Here is a 20,208-nt window from a genome sequence, read left to right as displayed (position 1 = left end):
TTATTTTTGCTTAAACCAGTTACAAAATTAAGTATTAATTTCTGGTTTACAACGGTATTGCGGTAGTATGATTTACCTCATTGATCACAAAAGAACTCTGCGTACTTCCAATATGGTTAATCGCCGTTAGCTTAGTAACCATAAAATTACGGTAGGCCTTCATATCGCTGACATGTATTTTCAAAATATAATCATAATCACCGCTCAAATGATGGCATTCCACAACTTCATCCAGTTTTAGGATTTCACGCTCAAATTGATTGATATGTTCCTTGGTATGCTGAACGAGCTTTACATGGCAAAAAGCCGTGAACGACTTATTTGCTTTTTGTTTATCTACCAGAGCTACATATTTATCGATTACTTGATTTTTTTCCAATCGTTTAATGCGCTCGTATACGGCCGTGGTAGATAAACCCAATCGGATTGCATACTCCTTGGTGGTCTTTTTACAATCGGCCTGCAATAAACCCAGTAGGTTTTTATCTATTTCATCGAATTTTAGCATATATTTTTTCTAAAGCTTGATAAAAATAATGAATTTTATAATTTTAAAATCTACATAAATAACAAATTTTAGATTTATTTTCTATTTATTTAGAAATTTATTGATTTAAAGTCTAATCAATCCTATTTTTATACTTCTAAATTCAAAATAATGGACTTTAAGGCATCGAACAATTTGCAGGATTTACAATACTTTGGAGAATACGGTGGAGTGAACCCATCGGTCTCGGATTCATCTACCTACACCTTTTTATCGGCCAAAACCATGTTCGATACATTCGAAGGCAATACCGAGGGGTGTTATCTGTACAGCAGGCACTCCTCCCCGTCCAATTTATACTTGGGAGAAGCCCTTGCAGCATTGGAAGGTACCGAAACCGCAAATGTTTATGCGAGTGGCATGGGGGCGATAACATCGGTTGTTTTTCAATTGTGCGATGCAGGGGAACATATCATAAGCAGTAGAACTATTTATGGTGGTACGTATGCCTTTATGAAAAACTTTTTGAAAAAATTCGATATCGATACATCTTTCATTGATATCACGGATATTGAAATTGTGGAAGCCGCCATAACCCCGAAAACCAAAATGATCTATTGCGAAGGTGTGAGCAATCCCTTGCTTGAGGTCGCTGATATTGAAGCTTTGGCCAAACTGGCCAAAAAACATAAAATACCCTTGGTAGTCGATAATACTTTCTCTCCGTTGACCATAGCCCCGGCCAAATTGGGAGCCAATGTCGTAATACACAGCCTAACCAAATTCATTAACGGAACGAGCGATTGTGTCGCTGGTGCAGTGTGTGGCACTACAGATTTTTGCCTTAGCCTCAAAGATGTGAATAATGGTGCCGGGATGTTATTGGGCAGTACGTTGGACAGTCTACGGGCGGCATCCATTTTAAAGAACATGCGAACGCTGCACATCCGAATGAAAAAGCATAGCGAGAATGCCCAATATCTTGCGGAAAAATTCGAGAAAGACGGGTTTAGGGTGGTTTACCCCGGCTTGGCATCACATTCCGGAAATTCCGTAATGAAAAAACAAATGAATCCTGAATATGGTTTTGGAGGATTATTGACATTGGACGTCGGCACATTGGACCATGCCAATGCCTTAATGGAATTAATGCAAGAAAAAAAGTTGGGTTATTTGGCCGTAAGCCTAGGGTTTTATAAGACATTGTTCAGCGCACCCGGTACCTCAACCTCTTCGGAAATTCCAGAAGAGGAACAAAAAGAAATGGGTTTAAGTGATGGCCTTATTCGTTTCTCCATTGGTTTGGATAATGACATCCAAAGAACTTATGATACGATGAAAAGCTGTATGGCCTATTTGGGAATACAAGGTAAAAAAGCGATATCTGTCTAGGGAGTAGTGTTGAATTTGCACAGCCCTTCCCAAAATCGTAATATTACGGAATAACTAACCGTACAGATAATGGGTGACCAAAATACCAATAAGCACAGGGGAAACGAAAATATTGTTGAAAATAAGGAGCTTAGCATTTGGGAAGCCCTTATACCTGTTATTGCTTTGGTAGGTATGTTGGCCTACAACGTATATGTTTTTGGTGATGATGCCCTGAGCGGGTCTAACCAATTTGTTTTGCTGCTAGGTGGCGCAGTTGCCGCTATCATTGGGTTCTACAACAAGATATCCTATAAAAAAATGATTGCCGAGGTAGCAGAAAACGTAAAATCTACAACCGGTGCACTTTTGATACTTTTAATGGTAGGGGCCCTGGCGGGTACTTGGTTGATAAGCGGTATTATTCCCGCTATGATATATTACGGGCTCCAAATACTCAACCCGACCATATTTTTGGCAGCCTGTGTCATCATTTGTGCCATTATTTCAATAGCTACAGGAAGTAGCTGGACGACGGCCGCTACAGTGGGTATCGCATTGATAGGTATAGGGGACGCGTTGGGCATATCATTGGGCATGACAGCCGGGGCCGTACTTTCAGGTGCTTATTTTGGAGACAAGCTCTCCCCGTTGAGCGATACCACCAACCTTGCCCCGGCCATGGCGGGCGGTGAGCTTTTTGAACATATAAAATACATGTTATGGACAACGGTACCTACAGTCTCCGTAACACTGATCGTATTCATAATTATCGGACTTAATTTGGAAACCAGCGGAGAGGCGGACATCGATTCTATTTTAACTTCAATCGATGCTTCTTTCAATATCAATGGTTGGTTATTTATAGTCCCCATAGTTGTTGTTGCCCTGATCATCAAAAAAACGCCACCGTTGGCCGCATTGCTTATCGGTACGCTCCTGGGTGCTGTTTTTGCGCTTATCTTTCAACCGGATATCGTGGCGGGAATTACAAATGCCAAGGAATTATCCTTTGAATCGGCCTACAAGGGAGTGCTTAAAGCAATAACGGTAGAAACTTCAGTACCCACAGATAATGAAACCCTGAACGATTTATTTTCCGCTAAGGGAATGGCGGGAATGTTGGGTACTATTTGGTTGATCGTATGCGCTATGGTTTTTGGCGGCATTATGGATGGTATCGGAGCACTTTCAAGAATTACGAAATCATTATTGTCTATGGCCAAAAGCACTTTTAGTCTTTTTGCCAGCACTGTGGGTAGCTGTTTGGCATTGAACGTCACGGCATCGGACCAGTATCTGGCGATAGTCGTTCCCGGAAAAATGTTCAGTAAAGCTTATGAGGACAAAGGCCTGGCTCCTGAAAACCTTAGTAGAACCTTGGAAGATTCCGGTACCGTAACATCGGTCCTTGTACCTTGGAATACCTGTGGCGCATATCATAGCGGTGTTTTGGGCGTGAGTGTTGCCGAATACTTCTTTTATGCCATATTTAACTGGTTAAGCCCCATTATGACCTTGATTTTTGCTGCGTTCAGTATCAAGATAAAGCAATTGACCACCAAGCAGGCGTAAAAAAACTATCGGTTCAATTTTTTTCGGAGGAAAAAGTATCGAGAACAAGGTTTTATATTTATCGAAATGTTTATTTTTCCTGGTATTATTTTTTTATTTTCACACTACATTAAACACACTATAAAATGGCTACCGTAACATTAAAAGGAAACGAAATACATACATTGGGCAATTTGCCCGCACAGGGAAGCATGGCACCGAATGCGACATTGACAAAGACCGATCTGTCAGCAACATCCATAGCGGATTACAAAGGAAAAAAAGTTGTCTTGAATATCTTCCCAAGCATAGACACGGGCACTTGTGCACAGTCCGTTCGGCAATTCAATGAAGAAGCCGCAGAACTTGACAATACCGTGGTGCTCTGCATTTCAAAGGACTTACCTTTTGCGCAAACCCGCTTTTGTGGAGCAGAAGGTATTGAAAATGTGGAAATGCTGTCTGATTTTAAAGATGGTAATTTTGGCACATCCTACGGGCTTTCCTTTTCCGATGGCCCCTTGGCGCCCCTACATTCGCGCGCTGTTGTGGTCTTGAACGAACAAGGTAATGTGCTTTACACCGAACAGGTTCCTGAAATTGTGGATGAACCCAATTACAAAGCGGCTTTGGAAGCTTTAATGGACGCTTAGTACAATTTTCGCTTCTAGAAAATCGTTATAGAAACTGTTTTATCAGTTAAATAGATGCCAAAAGAATCATTTTTAGTGAATCGTATAAAAAGTGTGGGATTTGCCCTGCGCGGTGCATGGTTACTCGTTAGGACCGAGGCCAGCATAAAAGTGCAGGTTTTCATTACTATCGTAATGACCGCAGCCGGTTTTTATTTTGACATCTCGAATACGGAGTGGTGCATACAAATTCTCACTATTGCCGTTATATTGGGAGTTGAAGGTCTCAATACAGCGGTGGAAAGTATATCTGATTACGTGCAACCCGAATTTGATGTAAAAATCGGTTTTATAAAGGATATCTCTGCGGGTGCGGTAATGTTGGTGTCCATAGCCGCTACAATTATCGGCTGTATTATTTATTTGCCAAAGATTTTTTGATCGGGCAATCCAAACAGCATCCATTTCAAATTTGTATTTTTACGCTCAGAATCTAGGATTTAATGGCAAAGAAGGTTAGAAAGTCAAAGCCTAAAACTACCACAAAAGGCAATACTTTTAAATTATCCAAACAAAATAAAATAATACTGGGGAGCTTGTTGATGCTCTTCAGCATTGCTTTGTTCTTTTCTTTTGTTTCCTTTTATTTCACCTGGCAAGACGACCAAAGTCTTTTGACCCAGTTTGCCGATCGTAATAAAGAGGCGCAAAACCTACTGAACAAATTTGGTGCCGGCGTAAGCCACTTTTTTATGTACAAGGGTTTTGGTCTGGCATCGCTAATCTTCCCTTTTCTCTTGTTCACAACAGGGTTGTATATGTTCCTCAGCATGCAAAAGCAAGGTCTTTTGAAAAAATGGGTCTGGGGATTGCTTTTTGTAATATGGATTTCCATCGCTTTAGGTTTCTTCGCAGAAGCACAACCTTTGCTAGGTGGCTTGGTAGGCTATGAGATGAACGATTTTCTACAGGACTATACCGGTAAAATAGGGGTTTTTCTGCTCTTGCTGTTCGGGTTGATTTTTATTTTGGTACGATTGTTCAATATTACTCCCGATGGGATTGCACAATATTTTAAACAGAAAAGTACTTCATTGGCCTCAGAATTTGAACAAAAGTCTACCCAGGAAAATACCATAAACTCCGAAAAAGAAGAGGAAGCTCCTGTAATCATTGATACGTATACCCATAAGAAGGATATTCCATCCCTAAAAAAAGAAGAATCACCCGATAGTTTTGAGATAACCCCGCCCGTGGCCGAAGAATTGGCCATAGAAGTTGAAAAAGTAGTTGAAGAGACCGAGGAAACAGATAATATCGCCAATAAATTGGTTGATGATTTTGGCGAATTTGACCCTACCTTAGAGTTGGGCAACTACAAATTCCCCACTATGGAACTTTTAGATGCCCATGGGGTCAGCGGTGGCATCACCATTAATCAAGAAGAACTGGAGGAAAACAAAAACAAAATTGTTGATACGTTAAAGAACTATAAAATCGGTATCGCCCAAATAAAAGCGACCATAGGCCCAACAGTTACCTTATACGAAATTGTTCCCGAAGCAGGAGTGCGAATATCCAAAATAAAAAACCTGGAAGATGATATCGCCCTTTCTTTAGCAGCCTTGGGGATTCGTATCATTGCACCTATACCGGGTAAGGGAACCATTGGTATAGAGGTACCGAACAAAAACGCTACAATTGTATCGATGCGGTCCGTAATTGCGTCGAGCAAGTTCCAAAAAGCAGAGATGCAACTACCCATCGCTTTTGGGAAAACGATAAGTAACGAGACCTTTGTGGTCGATTTGGCAAAAATGCCGCACTTGTTGATGGCTGGTGCTACTGGACAAGGAAAATCGGTAGGGCTAAATGCCGTATTGACATCTTTGCTGTATAAAAAACATCCGGCCGAGGTGAAATTTATTTTGGTAGATCCCAAAAAGGTAGAACTATCCATTTACAATAAAATAGAACGTCACTTTTTGGCAAAATTACCCGATTCCGAAGAAGCTATCATAACCGATAATGCCAAGGTTATCAATACCTTGAACTCGCTCTGTATCGAAATGGACAACAGGTATGAGCTTCTTAAGCATGCCATGGTACGTAATATTAAAGAGTATAATGAGAAATTCAAGTCCCGAAAGCTGAATCCGAACGACGGCCATAAATTCTTGCCCTACATTGTTTTGGTCATTGATGAATTTGCCGACTTGATCATGACAGCCGGCAAAGAGGTTGAAACACCTATCGCACGTTTGGCACAATTGGCACGGGCCATCGGAATTCATTTGATCATTGCTACCCAAAGACCATCAGTAAACGTAATAACGGGTATCATAAAAGCTAATTTCCCAGCAAGGATTGCTTTTAGGGTAACGTCAAAGATAGATTCCCGCACCATTTTGGATACCCAAGGTGCCGACCAGCTTATTGGTCGTGGAGATATGTTGTACACACAAGGCAACGATGTCACCCGTATACAATGTGCTTTTGTAGACACCCCAGAAGTAGCCAAAATCACTGAATATATAGGTTCACAAAGAGCTTATCCCGAAGCACATGAACTGCCAGAATATGTTGGGGACGATTCTGGCACAAGTATTGATTATGATATTGCCGATCGAGATGCCATGTTCAGGGATGCGGCCGAAGTCATCGTCACCGCGCAGCAAGGGTCGGCCTCTTTAATACAACGCAAACTCAAACTGGGGTACAACCGTGCGGGGCGCATTGTTGACCAATTGGAAGCTGCGGGAATCGTCGGCCCTTTTGAAGGGAGTAAGGCAAGGCAGGTTTTGGTACCGGATTTAGTGGCATTGGACCAATTATTAAAAAATGAAGGCTCTTAGGGCATAACAAAGAATTTTTAAGAAAATGAAAAAAATAGTACTGTTATTAAGTTTAATGGTTTCTTCCCCATTCGCACTAGCACAAAATTCCGCTAAAGCAAAAACACTTTTAGACGATGTCTACAACAAGGTCAAGAGCTACGATAACATATTCGTGGATTTTAAATATGTACTGGATAACAAAGAGGCGAACATAAACCAAGAAACACGTGGCGATGTCACGTTACAGGGCGATAAATATCTCTTTAACTCTTTTGGGGCACAACAATTATTTGATGGTAAAAAAGTGTACACTATTGTACCGGAAAACGAGGAAATCACCATTGAGGAAAAATCGGAGGACGAAAATGCAATAACGCCATCAAAAATGCTCACATTCTACAAGGAAGGCCATAACTATGAGTGGGACGTGTTGCAAAATGTGCAAGGGCGAAAAATTCAATATGTAAAATTGACACCTATCGATACCAATTCTGAAATTAAATCGGTTTTATTGGGTATCGATGTTGAGACCAAGCACATTTACAAGCTCATACAAACCGGTGATAATGGTACAACCACTACGATAACTGTTAATTCTTTTAAAACAGATCAACCTTTATCAAAAACCTTATTTACTTTTAACGAGCAAAAATATAAGGACGAAGGTTACTATATTATCAGAAATTAAGCCGTTAATACGCAATCATTGAGAATTCTAGACCGATATATCTTATCGAGATTTTTATTCAATTTTTTCAGCTCGTTTGTAATATTGATGTTCATCTTTATTTTTCAAACGATTTGGTTGTTTATAGATGATTTGGCGGGCAAAGGTTTAGATCCGGTCATATTTGGGAAGTTTTTCTTTTACATAATGCCCAGTTTGACCGAAAAAGTGCTCCCGCTCACTGTGCTTTTATCCTCTATTTTAACCTTTGGTACTTTTGCCGAAAACTATGAGTTTGCCGCCATGAAGGCATCGGGCATATCCTTGCAGCGTTCAATGCGAAGTTTGATCGTATTCGTTATTTTTTTGGGTGGGGTCACGTTTTATTTTGCCAATAGCGTTATCCCTGCGGCAGAGCAAAAAATATATAACCTGAGAAAAAACATAGCCAAAGTAAAACCTGCCGCTATAATTACCGAAGGGGTTTTTACCGACCTAGAAGGCACCGGAATGAACATGAAGGTCGATAAAAAATATGGTGAGGAAGATCGTTTTTTGGACGGCGTGGTCATTCATGAAAAATCCAAAAGCAATATTAACGTAACGGTCATCAAAGCGGAAACGGGAGAACTGGTAAGTAGCGAAAAGTCCGATATACTCAAGCTTATTCTCAAAAACGGACATTATTATAACGAAGTAAGAAGTGCCAAGGCAGATAAGGAACGAAAATTCCCATTTACAAAAGCCAATTTTGATACCTATATCATCAACAAAGACATCTCTGACCTCAATGATGTGGATTTGGAGGAAGAACGTAATGTAAGTACGGACAAAATGAAAAATGTTGCCCGGCTCGTAAAAGACATAGACTCCCTAAAAGACAGGACCGTAGAGGTCATCAACGCATTCTCAAAAAATATATCAAGCAGAATGGGGGCTTTCGTTCCTGTTTCACCCAAGGACACTTCAAAATTAAAAAAAGAGAGCATTTCGTCCCTTGATTCACTTGAATTGACAATGGAAAAACCTAAATTGGATACCATAGCAACGTCAAGCGACATTGTTTCCTTATACAATGAATGGCAACAGCAGCAACTTATAAGTTCTGCTAAGAATTCCACTACCAACATCTTGAATTCCATAACAGGAAAAAAACAAGAGCTTGATAGGTGGTATAAAATCCATAGAATGCATATTCTGTCGTTTCATAACAAATTTGCATTGGCGTTGTCCTGTATCATATTATTCTTTGTAGGCGCACCATTAGGTGCCATTATCAGAAAGGGTGGTATAGGTCTGCCCTTGGTCATAGCGATAATCCTGTTCTTGGTATATTATTTTTTGGGCGTTTTTTCAAATAATTATGCTAAAGAAGGGAATATATCCCCTATTTTGGGGGCATGGTTGCCTACATTGATCATGTTGCCGTTAGGCATATTCCTGACCAAACGTGCCACGGCGGACAAAGGTTTGCTCACCATAGGCAATGTTTGGGACGGTATTAAAGCTTTGTTCAAGAAAAAAGAAAAAAATAGTGCTGTATGATTACGAGTATGGAAAAAAACATCCAATTAAATACCATAGAGGAAGCTATTGCCGATATACGCCAAGGCAAGGTAATAATTGTGGTTGATGATGAAAATCGTGAGAATGAAGGTGACTTTTTAGCGGCGGCCGAGTTGGCGACTCCCGAGACCGTCAATTTTATGGCAACACACGGTAGAGGTCTTATCTGTGCTCCTTTGACCGAAGGGCGATGCAAAGATCTTGGCCTTCACATGATGGTCAACCATAATACAGATCCGTTGGAAACGGCGTTCACCGTTTCGGTAGATTTGCGTGGCAACGGGGTTACAACAGGCATATCGGCATCGGATAGGGCCAAAACGGTTTGCGCGCTCACGAATCCCGATACCAAACCTCACGATCTGGCACGACCTGGGCACATTTTTCCTTTGATCGCAAAAGAAGGTGGTGTTTTGCGTAGAACGGGCCATACCGAAGCGGCGATTGATTTTGCCCGTCTAGCGGGATTACAGCCTGCGGGAATTATTGTAGAGATCATGAACGAAGATGGTACCATGGCACGGTTACCACAGTTAATGCAAGTCGCCAAAAAATTTAATCTCAAAATAGTCTCGATAGAAGATTTAGTCGCCTATCGGATGGAGCACGATAGCCTAATCGAAAAAAAGGAAGATTTTGACATTAAGACACGATTTGGCGATTTTAGGTTGCGTGCCTATAAACAAACCACCAACAATCATATACACATAGCCTTGACCAAGGGAAATTGGAAAAAAGATGAAAAAATCCTGACCCGAATCAATTCTACGTTGGTAAACAATGATGTTCTGGGCACGCTTACCAATAATGAGGACAAAAAACTGGAAGAAATGTTCCAAGCCATCAATACCGAAGGAAAAGGGGCAATCGTGTTTATAAACCAAGATTCGGAATCGTTAAATCTATTGTCTCGTTTAGCCGAATTGAAGATTTTACAAAAAGAAGGTATCCACAAGGCACCTAAGATTGATATGGATACCCGTGATTTTGGTATCGGCGCACAAATTTTACATGATTTGAACATCAACAAAATGAGACTGCTAACCAATTCAACACATACCAAACGTGTGGGTATTGTTGGGTACGGTCTAGAGATTGTTGAATACGTAGCCTACTGATAAAATTATAATGCCGAGATGATAACCCTTCGCATTTGCTGGGCCCTGTCATTAACCTCGTCATCGGACCAACCCAATTTTATCAAACAGGATATGGTTCTCCCGATCCAATGGTCGGATAAGGAAAAATCGGATTCACGATAATCGGGCAACTGTCTTTTAACCTCCAAAGGCATGTTTCCCAATGATGTCAAATTGGTTAAATGGTCCCACTTTTTGTAATAGTGCCAGTTATTGTCAAACCAATAAAAGCAAGCATCCACACCCTCTTTTCCTAAGGTCGAGTGTACTTTTTTGGCCGTTTTCGCATCCGGTAGAAAAAAATTGAGAAAAGCATAACTCTCTTCCCCACCCTCGGGGACACGCCTAAAAGTTACCTCTGGAATAGTTTCCAAAGCGGTACGCAGTATTGAGTAGTTTTTCTTTTGAATGGCCAAAAAATCATCTAATCTTTCTATTTGTGCCAAACCAACTGCTGCGTTAAGTTCGGATATTCTATAGTTATACCCTAAAAACGGATGTTTTTCCGCTCCCCTATCCGTACCTATGTGGTCATGCCCATGATCGGAATAATGATCAGCATGGGTATGGTATTCCGAAGTATTGGTAATGACCGCACCGCCTTCACCGCATGTAATCGTTTTTACATAATCAAACGAAAAACAGCCTAAATCGCCTATGCTTCCCAGCGGTTTGCCCTGATAAGTTCCGCCAATGGCCTGGCAGGCATCTTCTAACAGTAATAAACCATGCTTTTTGCATATGGTTTTGAGTACACCCAAATCTGCCATGGAACCGCACATATGAACGGGCATCACAACTTTGGTCCTATTGGTAATGGCTTTTTCCACAGCTGCCGGATGTAAGGTCAAAGTATCGTCCACATCAACCAGAACAGGAATCGCCCCAATAGCCAAAATGGACTCAAAACTGGCCACAAAGGTAAACGTAGGCATTATGACCTCGTCCCCTGCTCCAATTCCCGCACTGGCCAAAGCTACGGTCAAAGCGGCCGTACCACTCGATACGAGTTGTGCGTGCTTTACACTAAAGCGTTCTTCTAATGCATTTTCAAGTTCCTTGGCTTTCCAGCGTCCTTTACGCATACCATCAAAACCATACCGCATCAATACACCTGTATCCAATACTTCGTTTACCTGTGCTCTTTCCTTATCCCCAAAAAGTTCAAATCCTGGCATTTTATGTTCTTGTTTTACGCGTTGTTCCTTTCTATAAAAATTCGTTCAAATTAAAAGAATTTTATGATTACAATGGAGTGCAATTCATATCAAGAATACCATTTTTAACCCAAAAAATTGTTCTCGATATGATTTTTCATTATTTAAAATCACTCAAACTGATAAATCGGTACTGTATTCTTCAAAATACACGATATATTCTTATTTGCATCGCTTACGGACTAAGATATTTCTATCACACTATCCTCAATATTTTTTCTCACTTTCTTAAAATCGGAAAATATATCATCTTCTGCCCGGTAACCTATGGGCAACACCAAAACAGAGGACAATCCCTTTTCATCCAATTTTAGGATTTCGTCATAGGCAGAAGGCACAAAACCTTCCATGGGGCACGAATCTATTTTTTCAACAGCACAGACCGTCAATAGATTTCCCAAAGCCAAATAGGCCTGATTCGTAGCCCATTGCATGATATCAGCTTGGTTCTTTTTCGAAAAATTGCGTATCAAATCATTTTTGAAGGGATTCAAAATGGTTTCACTTGTACCCCTAATTTGCCGAACCTTGTCAAAGTAACCGGAAATATACTGGGCATCAATAGTAGTATTGATACAGATGACCAACACATGCGATGCCTGTGCAACCTGTTTTTGCCCAAAAGAAGATGCAACCAATTTTTCCTGTATACTTCTATTTTCCAAAACTACCATGGATATGGGCTGCAACCCATAGGAAGTAGCTGTTAAGTTAAAAGCAGTCTTGAGCGTATTTAACTTTTCTTGGGGTAGTTTACGCTCCACATCAAACTTTTTTACGGCATAACGCCATTCAAGATTTTCTATAATAGTTTTACTTTTCATACGCAGTTTAGTTAAAGAACCACAATTTTATTGCCATGGCAACGACCATTACCACTAAAAACGTTTTGATGAATCCGTCACCTCTTTTTACGGATACCCTACTGGCCAACCATGCGCCCGAACCATTGCCGATGGCCAATATAAACCCTATTTTCCAGTTGACCTTATCATTAAAAACAAACACCGCTAGCGCCGCCAGCATATAGATAAGCACTACGGCCACCTTTGTGGCATTGGCCCGTACCAAGGTCATTTTATTGATATAGTGCAAAAAGAGAATCATTAAAAACCCGAGTCCGGCATTGATGAATCCCCCATAAATGCCAAAAAAGAAAAAAGTTGCGATTCCCAGCCAAAGGTATTTTCCCGTTAACCTTTCCTGAAAATGTTCCAAACGTATCTTGGGCTTAAAAATGATAATCAAAACAACGGCTATCATCACAATGGCCAAAATTCTGTTGAAGGTCTCGCCTTTGATGTCAACGGCTATGTAGGCACCGATTATGGCACCAAAAAAGGCCGAGATGCCCAAATATAAATTAAAAGGAAATGTAGATACTCCCTTGCTTTTAAAACCTGCGGTGGCCAAAGTTGTCTGTACCACTATGGCTACCCGATTGGTACCATTGGCAACACTGGGCGGCAAGCCCAGAAAAATAAGTACAGGCAGCGAAAGAAGGGACCCGCCACCGGCAACGGTATTGATAAAACCTACCGCAAACCCGGTCGCTATTAAGAGTACGTAATGGTACCACTCGTTCATAGGGCAAAAATAGGGTCTTCAAAGAAATAATACCTGAAATAACGGAAAATAAAAAAACAGAAAAGCTTTTACGAAAACGAAAAACCTTGTTATATTTGCACCCGCTAATGCAATGCCAGTCATATTGTTTTGATGGGTTAACCCGTTGGACCGGCAAACGCAAAAGACACTGGAGAAATGGCAGAGTGGTCGAATGCGGCAGTCTTGAAAACTGTTGAGGGTCACACCTCCGGGGGTTCGAATCCCTCTTTCTCCGCGAAAAGTCCTACAAAAGGCAACAAAACCCTGTAAATAATTGATTTACAGGGTTTTTCATTTTATATGATTTCATTAGACATCAAGTAATATCAGTTAAAAAGAGGACAATTCGGTGGACGTTGTAACTTTTTTAAAAGGTCCACCAGGCACTCGTAATCAAATGTATATTAGATACTTAAATTTATTTTGATGTCGTAAATTTTTACAACATTGCTGGAACATTAATACCCAAAAACTATGTTGCGTCCACTTTTCCTCTTATTTTTTAGTAAAATAATTACCTATTTATGGTGATTTCCAAAAGAATTTATTAAAAAGAAACGTTTTTAAAAAATAAATAATAATGCCCGTAAATGTTACCATCCTAAAAACATCAAAGGCACTCAGCATTTTGGTATTAATTTTTAGAAATGAAAATAGAAATTGTATAGATTGCATCTTTTCAGCACTATTAAAAAAGGGATTCTCATATTTTTGTATCAACCAAGCTTGTGGCATTATAGAATGTAAATATTCAGGTACAATAAAAAATAAAACATAGAAAACAACTAATCCTACCACTGGATTTATTTTCTCCGTTTTACTGTGAATTTTGTAGACCACCAGGTACAAAAGAAAGACATTTGCTACTCCAAGGATTATTGCAATGATTAGAGATGTGTCCATAGTTATATTTTTAGATTTAGCTAGCCTATATTTAAAGCATTTGGATTTCAAAATTGCGTTATCTGTCATAAGGTATTGAGAGACCGTTTCTTCAGAAAGCACCAACTGGTCCGAGTCGTTATATTCATCTTTTTCAAACACCTCATTGATAAAAATATTCATCGCATAGATGTCTTCTGGTTCTATCTTTTTCAAGGTGTCTTCTTCCATTTTCTTTTTTGGTGATGCCTTTGCTCTCTTTACCAGTTGTTTTTTTCCATATGCTGTTACCACATATTTTTCGCTGTCTGATGTCTTTTTCATCATATAGTCAAAAAGTGTATCACAGGTTAGGTTTCCGTTAAAAAGAAAGCCAAATGGTGTAGCCAGATATGGTGTATTTAGCCATTATATTACCATATATTTCTAAATGTATATCCATATTAAAGGCTAAAAGTGTTTCTTCTACGATTAAATCACCACCAATTATTGTTATTAAATCTCTTATGATGCTAAAGTTTTTACATTAGACATTTCCTGTTACAAAGAGAAAGTTTTCATCAAAGCATTTGAGTGTGTATTAATATTACCAGAAACATGTAAATCTCCCTCAATGACAAAAATGGCACAAAAAGATATAAACTTTCCATCGACTTTTAAATCACCTTCATGATGACAAAAAACAGTTGCCTTATATTGCTCTTGATATCCCCCCCATTCTTCTAAATCATCTTCATCAAGAAAATCAGAAAACCTTAAGTGATTTTGTTTTCTACTATTTCTATTAGTTTCTCCTTATTTCAATAATCAGGTGAATTGAATAATCTCTTCGGATTGGTTCCAAGTTCCTATAATATTGTGTTTAAATTTATAGGCATCACACTCACCTAGGTCTGGGTAATCGGAATGGATTTCTTCTTAATCATATAAACAGCTTGACAAGCACTCTTCCTCTAGATTGAATCCATTATATTTTAATAAAAAATCAATATGGTCTTAGGTAAATTGAAGTTTCCCCTTTTTCTCATACGCTTTAATTTCTTCGAGGGTTACTTTTTTTGGGGTTGCAGATTTTGCAAGTTCTCTTGGTATCATTTTCATTTTTTTAGCGACATTTTTTTCATAAAAATATCAAAATCAAACAATAAGATATCTTAATTGTTATCTCGTTTGGACTTAATTACTTCTTCTACCTTAGCAAGTATGGTTGGCATTTGATTTTCAAATAGATAATGCGTGTGAACTTTTACTAAATAATCAATATCGTACGCTTGGGATTTGGTTTCTTCCGGGAAATTAGAAAAAACACTATCTACATACTCTTTAGGAGTGAAGAATGTGGTATTCTCTATATTTTCAAACTTTGAATTTATTATTTCGGTGTGTTTATTTACACCCGTATCAGTAGCAGGGTTTTTTTGATATGAAGCATCAATAAAACACTTAGCTTTAAGATTAATATCAAAAAAGTTAGCTGTTGTGATTATTATAGGGACTTCATTTTTTAATTTCAATTTTGTGAACCCATTGTCATCGCTATCAAAATGCAACATTGTTTGGATGGTTGTATCACCTTGTACATAAAACCAGCCACAGATGTTACTAAGTACTTGTGTTATAAAATCCCCACAGACAAATATTTTTTGAATATCATCTACTAATGTCACTGTCCCTACCTCTAAGTTCCCTGAAAAAATGATATTGTCGGGATTAAAACCTTCCTGATCTATTTGCTTATAGATATCTATAATGGTTCCTTCGGTCGTTACATCACCCAGGACTAAACTTCCCTCAAATGGTGTGTTTAACCACTCATCATAATCAAGGTCACCTCCTAGGGCAAACTCATATACTTCTTTTACTAAAAAAGGTTTTACCTGTGGTGCCATCTCAAAAAGTTCTGCGATGCTTTTAAATTTTTTTATTTTCATCTTTTTAAGTTTTTTTAAAATCTATAAGATTTGTAGTTGTTAGTATGTTATTTTTTATATACAGATATTTATCTTTTTTAATCTCTGCCAGAAATGTTTTTAAATCTGGAACTCCATATTCCCAAGGAGACCAAATAGCATCAGATTCATCATCTCCCGCAGCTGCTTCTGATTCATCAGTTATTTTCATCAATAAAGATAGGTGTTCTTCTTTGGCAGGTTTTTATCTATTTCCAGCATTTCTTCAATAGAATCACTGTAAAAAGCGATTTTGTGATTCCAGAACATTATTTTACCGTAGTGTTCTCCTTTTTCACTGATTTGAATGATATGATCTCCTGTTGATATTATTCCAATGATATAATATTCAAATTCATAACGGTCTTCTTCTTTTCCTTCCCATACATCATATCTGTCATTTAATGAATATAGAGCATCTACTGCCATTCCTTCTCCATTTTGTGATTCGTACCATTCTGGAAACTCCAATATCCCGTTATGTTCTTATAAAAACTCAATATACTCTGCGGTAAAAGTGATGTTTTTTTCCTTTTGATAGGCTTTAATTTTCTCTAATGTAACTTTTTTCGGGTTTGCGATTTTTGATAATTCTTCGTGTGTCATTTTGTTTTATATTTTTAATTTAAATAATAAGCTTAGTGATAATTCTAATTAAAAGTAATTTGAAGCCAACCATTTCCATCAAACTTACTGACATAGCGTATACCAGAGGTCAACATTTGGTTATCATTAGCAGATGTACGAAAAGCGAATGCACGGTATTTAAAAGGGACGACCATATCTTTTTTTAATACATCTATACCATTGTAGCCAGCGCCAAAATATCGTTGCCCTTGAAAAGCGACCGTAAAATGAAAAGCACTATCCTCGGGTAATTTAAACCTTGGCATTTTGCCTTGTAAAACAGCACAAAATCCTTTTGAACCTCCCAAATAAATCTGCTCGTCATCATTTGCATCTACACAATAGATATCCGCATCTACCTCTTGTAACAAGGAAAACCATGTATTGTTAGTATAAGAGAATAGCTTTTCATTTTCACAAGCTGCATGCATTGTGCCATCTGGCGATGTACATAAGCAATGGTCTGTTATATTTTGCTTCAGTGGCATTTCAATGAGTTGTGAGTTTTTGATTTGAGCTACATAGCCGTCAACTCCAGAGACAAGTAGTGCGTCATCTTTTCGTAGATAGAAGTTTGTTATCTCTACATCAAGCTCAACATACGTTTTAAATTCTCCATCTTCTAAAAGCTCAATAAAGATTTTTGGAATGGGCAACATATATAGTATTGTCCTAATCTACCACTATAGCATAAATGCGTTTGTGATTATCTAAAACTCCCGCATCGTCAGAAAGTTCAAACTCATTTGAGCAATAAATCTGACTGCGATAGGGATTATATCCACCATTTGCGGTTGATTGAACAGATAGTGCAACCATGTCATTTTCACCATATACGCAAATACCAGCTGCATCTGCGTGAATGTTTTGAGGTTTTTCCATTGTATACTATTATTAATTTTAGTTGAACAATAATAGGAAAGAATCAAGGGTTAACTGTACCATCCGTACGGATGGTACGGTTTTTTTGAAAATGAAGAATGACTACCTAAGGTTAGTTTACAGGTTTGGTGAGAGCTAGGTCGAAGCTTGTTCAACAAACTGTTCCCTATAGGCTGATGGTGTTAGCCCAGTATGCTTTTTAAACACACGGTTAAAGCTGGTTTTACTTTTAAAACCAGCTTTATAGGCTATAGCCAGCATTTTTATATCATGATTTTCTAGATTTTCAATGATAATTTTGGCCTCGTTTACCCGGTATAAATTGATAAAGTCATAAAAATTCTTACCAAGCGAAACACTAAGCACCTCAGTAAGATGATGGGTGCTCATATTGAGGTTTTGGGCAAGTTTTGTTTGCGAAATTTCAAAATCAAGATATGGCTTATGTTTCTCCATATAATCTAAAATGGTATCCATATAGGCTTTATGCTGTTCTTTTGTAAGGGAAAGCTTGGTGTAGGTAGTTTTAGATCTAGGGCTTTTGATCGGTGAGCGTTGGGTTTCTTTTGTTTCTGCCAGTGTTTTTAGTTTTACTTTAAGTGAAGTATTGTGTTTATTAAGTATCTCATTCTCTACAACTAATTGTTCTTTTTGTAGTTTCAACAGTTTTTTTCGTTTTAAATGAAAAAATAATAGGCTTGTTAAAAGCAATATAGATATCAAGCTAATGATGAGTATGTTTTTCCTAGAAGCTTCAGCCGAGTCGATAGTTTGTTGTTTTACATCTATTTTTTTGTCTAACTCCTGTCTTAGGTCTTCTTTGGAGGTAGCCGCAATTTCATTATTTTCATCATCCTTTAATTTATCATATGCTGCTTGTTCTTCATACGATGTTTTATAATCCCCCTTTTCAGCATAGGCTTCCGCCAGATATAAATGGCAATCCATTTGTGTTTTTCTAAAACCATTTTTAGTAGAGATATCTTTTGACCTAATTAAATAATCAATAGCTTTTTCGGTATTTCCTAATGCTATGTAACAAACACCAGAATTAAGTAAAGTTAGCGCTTCTGTTCGAAGATACTCTCCGGGTTTGATACTTTGTAAGATATTTTCACAAAGACCAATAGCTTTCTCATAATTCTTCTGTTTTCGGTAAATAAGGGCAATATTATTTAAAGCTGTCATTTCTCCATTAAAGGCTTTGATATCTTTACAGATTTGATATACCTTATTGTAACTTAAAAGAGCATTATCAAACTGTTCTAATCTGGAATAACTGATTCCTAAAGAATTAAAAAGTGAGGCTTTTATCGTTTGGAATCTATCGGTATCAGAGTTGATACTATCCAGTGATTTCTTTGCTATTTCTATAGCCTTTTTATATTCCTTAATTCTCGTATATAGATTAGCAAGATTTACGGATGCTACGAGAAAAAGCTCATTTTTATCATTTAATTCATTTGACCTTTCAAGCACTTTTATATATAATGCAAGTGACTTTTGGTAGTCGCTTCTATTTTTAAAATAAATACCCTGATTAATTGTCGCTCTTAACTCGATCTCTAAAAGTTTTGATTTTTTTGCAAGAGACATAGCAGAATCCGTGTACTTCTTATACGATTCGATATCATTATCAGCTACTGCGCTGGCTAACCTTAAGTATGACATTGCTTTCTCCTTCTTATCAAAGGTTTGCGCAATGACTTTTTTTACAGAATCTATCCGCTTATTCTGAGAGAAGATTTTTAAGGATAAAATTAAAACAAGTATGAGAATCGTGTTCTTTAGCATAAAGAAATGAGGTCATTATGGATTATTAAATTCGTTGTATGCATATCTTATCAGAATAAATCTAAATTTGCTTTATTGAATAACGTTTTAATATTGAGAAAATTTCTACTAGTGCACGACTAATAACAAGGTTTTGTTCTACTTGATAAAACTGTTTCCAAGGTGCTTGTTCTTGCCATTTCGCTATGTAAGGCTTCGGAATCATAAATCACTTTCTAATTTTATATTCACATCAACTTTCCAGCGATTACTAACCGCACCTGGCTTCTCTTTTGATTTTGGACTCAATAACATAGGATAAAATTTAAGCTTATTTAAATGTTCGTAAAGACAGGCGGTTTTATCTGTTTGCCCCTCAATTTCTTCTAATATAAAACCGAGACGTTGCAATACACTTTTATGTGGATACCAATCAAGCAATCTCGCTATGTCTTCTTGATCAATAACTTCAATGAGTTCCTCTATTACAGTGAACACTCTGTTTAGCCCACCTATTTTAGACTGATGATAGAGTAAATCGGCAGCCGTTAGGGCTGGACTTGATATATTGAATAATCCTGAATCGCTTTTGCGGGATATGATGTTCTCCTTATTCCATTTATTGGTACTGATAAAATCAATTTGAATTGCATTCTTCTTTATATCCAAAAAGGCAGAACCACTGTGAATCACATAATCCTTCTGAATTTGCTGGTGTGCCGCTCCATGAAAGCGAGCTGCAGAATATAAGCCCACATAATAGGTACGCTTTAAAAAAGAGAATAACTTATCGACGTATAGTTCTAAAGGTAATTTGCCTTGCCTTGAATAACGCGGCGGAATGATTAAGTAGAAATGATGCCTTAGGGGTACAATGTCACCTTTTTGAGTAGCATATTTTAAGTCATTGTTTACCGATGTTTCAGACTTATCTTTGTAAGCCTCAGCAATTTCATCAAAAGTGAATGCATAATTTTCAAGCGATAATTGATTATTAGTAAAGGTTGATAAGGTCAA

20 protein-coding genes and 1 tRNA gene are annotated in these 20,208 nt (G+C 38.1%); 9 read left to right on the top strand and 12 right to left on the bottom strand.

Features of this window, described 5'->3' with window-relative positions:
* Nucleotides 1–46 precede the first annotated feature (46 nt).
* Nucleotides 47–508, bottom strand: coding sequence for an Lrp/AsnC family transcriptional regulator (locus HYG79_RS16120; RefSeq protein WP_179243090.1), 462 nt, complete (start codon nucleotides 506–508; stop codon nucleotides 47–49).
* Nucleotides 509–658: 150 nt separating this feature from the next.
* On the opposite strand from HYG79_RS16120, the gene HYG79_RS16115 reads away from it, so the two are divergent.
* The 8 genes from HYG79_RS16115 (at nucleotide 659) to ribB (ending at nucleotide 10,232) form a co-directional block, all read left to right on the top strand.
* Complete coding sequence (locus tag HYG79_RS16115) at nucleotides 659–1,879, top strand: aminotransferase class I/II-fold pyridoxal phosphate-dependent enzyme (protein ID WP_179243089.1); 1,221 nt, start codon at nucleotides 659–661, stop codon at nucleotides 1,877–1,879.
* Nucleotides 1,880–1,948: 69 nt separating this feature from the next.
* Entirely contained in the window at nucleotides 1,949–3,433 is a 1,485-nt protein-coding gene (gene nhaC / locus HYG79_RS16110; RefSeq protein ID WP_179243088.1) for a Na+/H+ antiporter NhaC, read from the top strand.
* Nucleotides 3,434–3,558: 125 nt separating this feature from the next.
* Nucleotides 3,559–4,065: a thiol peroxidase gene (gene tpx, locus HYG79_RS16105; protein WP_179243087.1), complete on the top strand. Its 507-nt coding sequence runs from the start codon at nucleotides 3,559–3,561 to the stop codon at nucleotides 4,063–4,065.
* Between the two features lie 54 nt (nucleotides 4,066–4,119).
* The gene (locus tag HYG79_RS16100) at nucleotides 4,120–4,485 is read left to right on the top strand and encodes a diacylglycerol kinase (RefSeq protein ID WP_179243086.1); all 366 of its coding nucleotides are present in this window, start codon (nucleotides 4,120–4,122) and stop codon (nucleotides 4,483–4,485) included.
* A gap of 62 nt (nucleotides 4,486–4,547) precedes the next feature.
* Nucleotides 4,548–6,899: an FtsK/SpoIIIE family DNA translocase gene (locus HYG79_RS16095; protein ID WP_179243085.1), complete on the top strand. Its 2,352-nt coding sequence runs from the start codon at nucleotides 4,548–4,550 to the stop codon at nucleotides 6,897–6,899.
* A gap of 25 nt (nucleotides 6,900–6,924) precedes the next feature.
* On the top strand, nucleotides 6,925–7,569 hold the full coding sequence (locus HYG79_RS16090) for a LolA family protein (RefSeq protein WP_179243084.1): 645 nt from the start codon (nucleotides 6,925–6,927) through the stop codon (nucleotides 7,567–7,569).
* A gap of 87 nt (nucleotides 7,570–7,656) precedes the next feature.
* Complete coding sequence (locus tag HYG79_RS16085; RefSeq protein ID WP_394367005.1) at nucleotides 7,657–9,093, top strand: LptF/LptG family permease; 1,437 nt, start codon at nucleotides 7,657–7,659, stop codon at nucleotides 9,091–9,093.
* Nucleotides 9,094–9,101: 8 nt separating this feature from the next.
* A complete protein-coding gene (ribB, locus tag HYG79_RS16080) occupies nucleotides 9,102–10,232 on the top strand; it encodes a 3,4-dihydroxy-2-butanone-4-phosphate synthase (RefSeq protein ID WP_228027891.1) in 1,131 nt (376 codons plus the stop codon).
* Nucleotides 10,233–10,237: 5 nt separating this feature from the next.
* Here ribB and HYG79_RS16075 read toward each other — a convergent pair whose 3' ends face one another.
* The 3 genes from HYG79_RS16075 to HYG79_RS16065 form a co-directional block, all read right to left on the bottom strand.
* Nucleotides 10,238–11,431, bottom strand: coding sequence for a DegT/DnrJ/EryC1/StrS family aminotransferase (locus tag HYG79_RS16075; protein WP_179243081.1), 1,194 nt, complete (start codon nucleotides 11,429–11,431; stop codon nucleotides 10,238–10,240).
* A 221-nt stretch (nucleotides 11,432–11,652) separates the two neighbouring features.
* The gene (locus HYG79_RS16070) at nucleotides 11,653–12,294 is read right to left on the bottom strand and encodes an NAD(P)H-dependent oxidoreductase (protein ID WP_179243080.1); all 642 of its coding nucleotides are present in this window, start codon (nucleotides 12,292–12,294) and stop codon (nucleotides 11,653–11,655) included.
* 7 nt (nucleotides 12,295–12,301) lie between these two features.
* The gene (locus HYG79_RS16065) at nucleotides 12,302–13,057 is read right to left on the bottom strand and encodes a sulfite exporter TauE/SafE family protein (RefSeq protein ID WP_179243079.1); all 756 of its coding nucleotides are present in this window, start codon (nucleotides 13,055–13,057) and stop codon (nucleotides 12,302–12,304) included.
* Between the two features lie 171 nt (nucleotides 13,058–13,228).
* Here HYG79_RS16065 and HYG79_RS16060 point away from each other — a divergent pair.
* A tRNA-Ser gene (locus HYG79_RS16060) sits at nucleotides 13,229–13,313 on the top strand.
* 287 nt (nucleotides 13,314–13,600) lie between these two features.
* Here the strand turns inward: HYG79_RS16060 and HYG79_RS16055 are convergent.
* From HYG79_RS16055 to HYG79_RS16020, 8 genes are all read right to left on the bottom strand, one after another.
* Nucleotides 13,601–14,287, bottom strand: coding sequence for a hypothetical protein (locus tag HYG79_RS16055; protein WP_179243078.1), 687 nt, complete (start codon nucleotides 14,285–14,287; stop codon nucleotides 13,601–13,603).
* Between the two features lie 827 nt (nucleotides 14,288–15,114).
* On the bottom strand, nucleotides 15,115–15,891 hold the full coding sequence (locus HYG79_RS16050; RefSeq protein WP_179243077.1) for a hypothetical protein: 777 nt from the start codon (nucleotides 15,889–15,891) through the stop codon (nucleotides 15,115–15,117).
* Between the two features lie 4 nt (nucleotides 15,892–15,895).
* Nucleotides 15,896–16,081, bottom strand: coding sequence for a hypothetical protein (locus HYG79_RS16045; RefSeq protein ID WP_179243076.1), 186 nt, complete (start codon nucleotides 16,079–16,081; stop codon nucleotides 15,896–15,898).
* Nucleotides 16,081–16,338 (bottom strand): hypothetical protein, encoded by a 258-nt coding sequence (locus HYG79_RS16040; RefSeq protein ID WP_179243075.1) that lies wholly within the window; start codon nucleotides 16,336–16,338, stop codon nucleotides 16,081–16,083. Before HYG79_RS16040 ends, HYG79_RS16045 begins: the two co-directional genes overlap by 1 nt.
* Nucleotides 16,339–16,559: 221 nt before the next feature.
* On the bottom strand, nucleotides 16,560–17,195 hold the full coding sequence (locus HYG79_RS16035; RefSeq protein ID WP_179243074.1) for a hypothetical protein: 636 nt from the start codon (nucleotides 17,193–17,195) through the stop codon (nucleotides 16,560–16,562).
* A 13-nt stretch (nucleotides 17,196–17,208) separates the two neighbouring features.
* On the bottom strand, nucleotides 17,209–17,418 hold the full coding sequence (locus HYG79_RS16030) for a hypothetical protein (protein WP_179243073.1): 210 nt from the start codon (nucleotides 17,416–17,418) through the stop codon (nucleotides 17,209–17,211).
* A gap of 135 nt (nucleotides 17,419–17,553) precedes the next feature.
* Nucleotides 17,554–19,212: a tetratricopeptide repeat protein gene (locus HYG79_RS16025; protein ID WP_179243072.1), complete on the bottom strand. Its 1,659-nt coding sequence runs from the start codon at nucleotides 19,210–19,212 to the stop codon at nucleotides 17,554–17,556.
* 201 nt (nucleotides 19,213–19,413) lie between these two features.
* A complete protein-coding gene (locus HYG79_RS16020; RefSeq protein WP_179243071.1) occupies nucleotides 19,414–20,208 on the bottom strand; it encodes a type IV toxin-antitoxin system AbiEi family antitoxin domain-containing protein in 795 nt (264 codons plus the stop codon).

The sequence above is a fragment of the Costertonia aggregata genome, assembly GCF_013402795.1.
GTDB classification, from domain to species: Bacteria; Bacteroidota; Bacteroidia; order Flavobacteriales; family Flavobacteriaceae; genus Costertonia; species Costertonia aggregata.
Note: the sequence above shows the minus strand (reverse complement) of the source record. Positions and strands in the feature narration are given on the sequence as shown.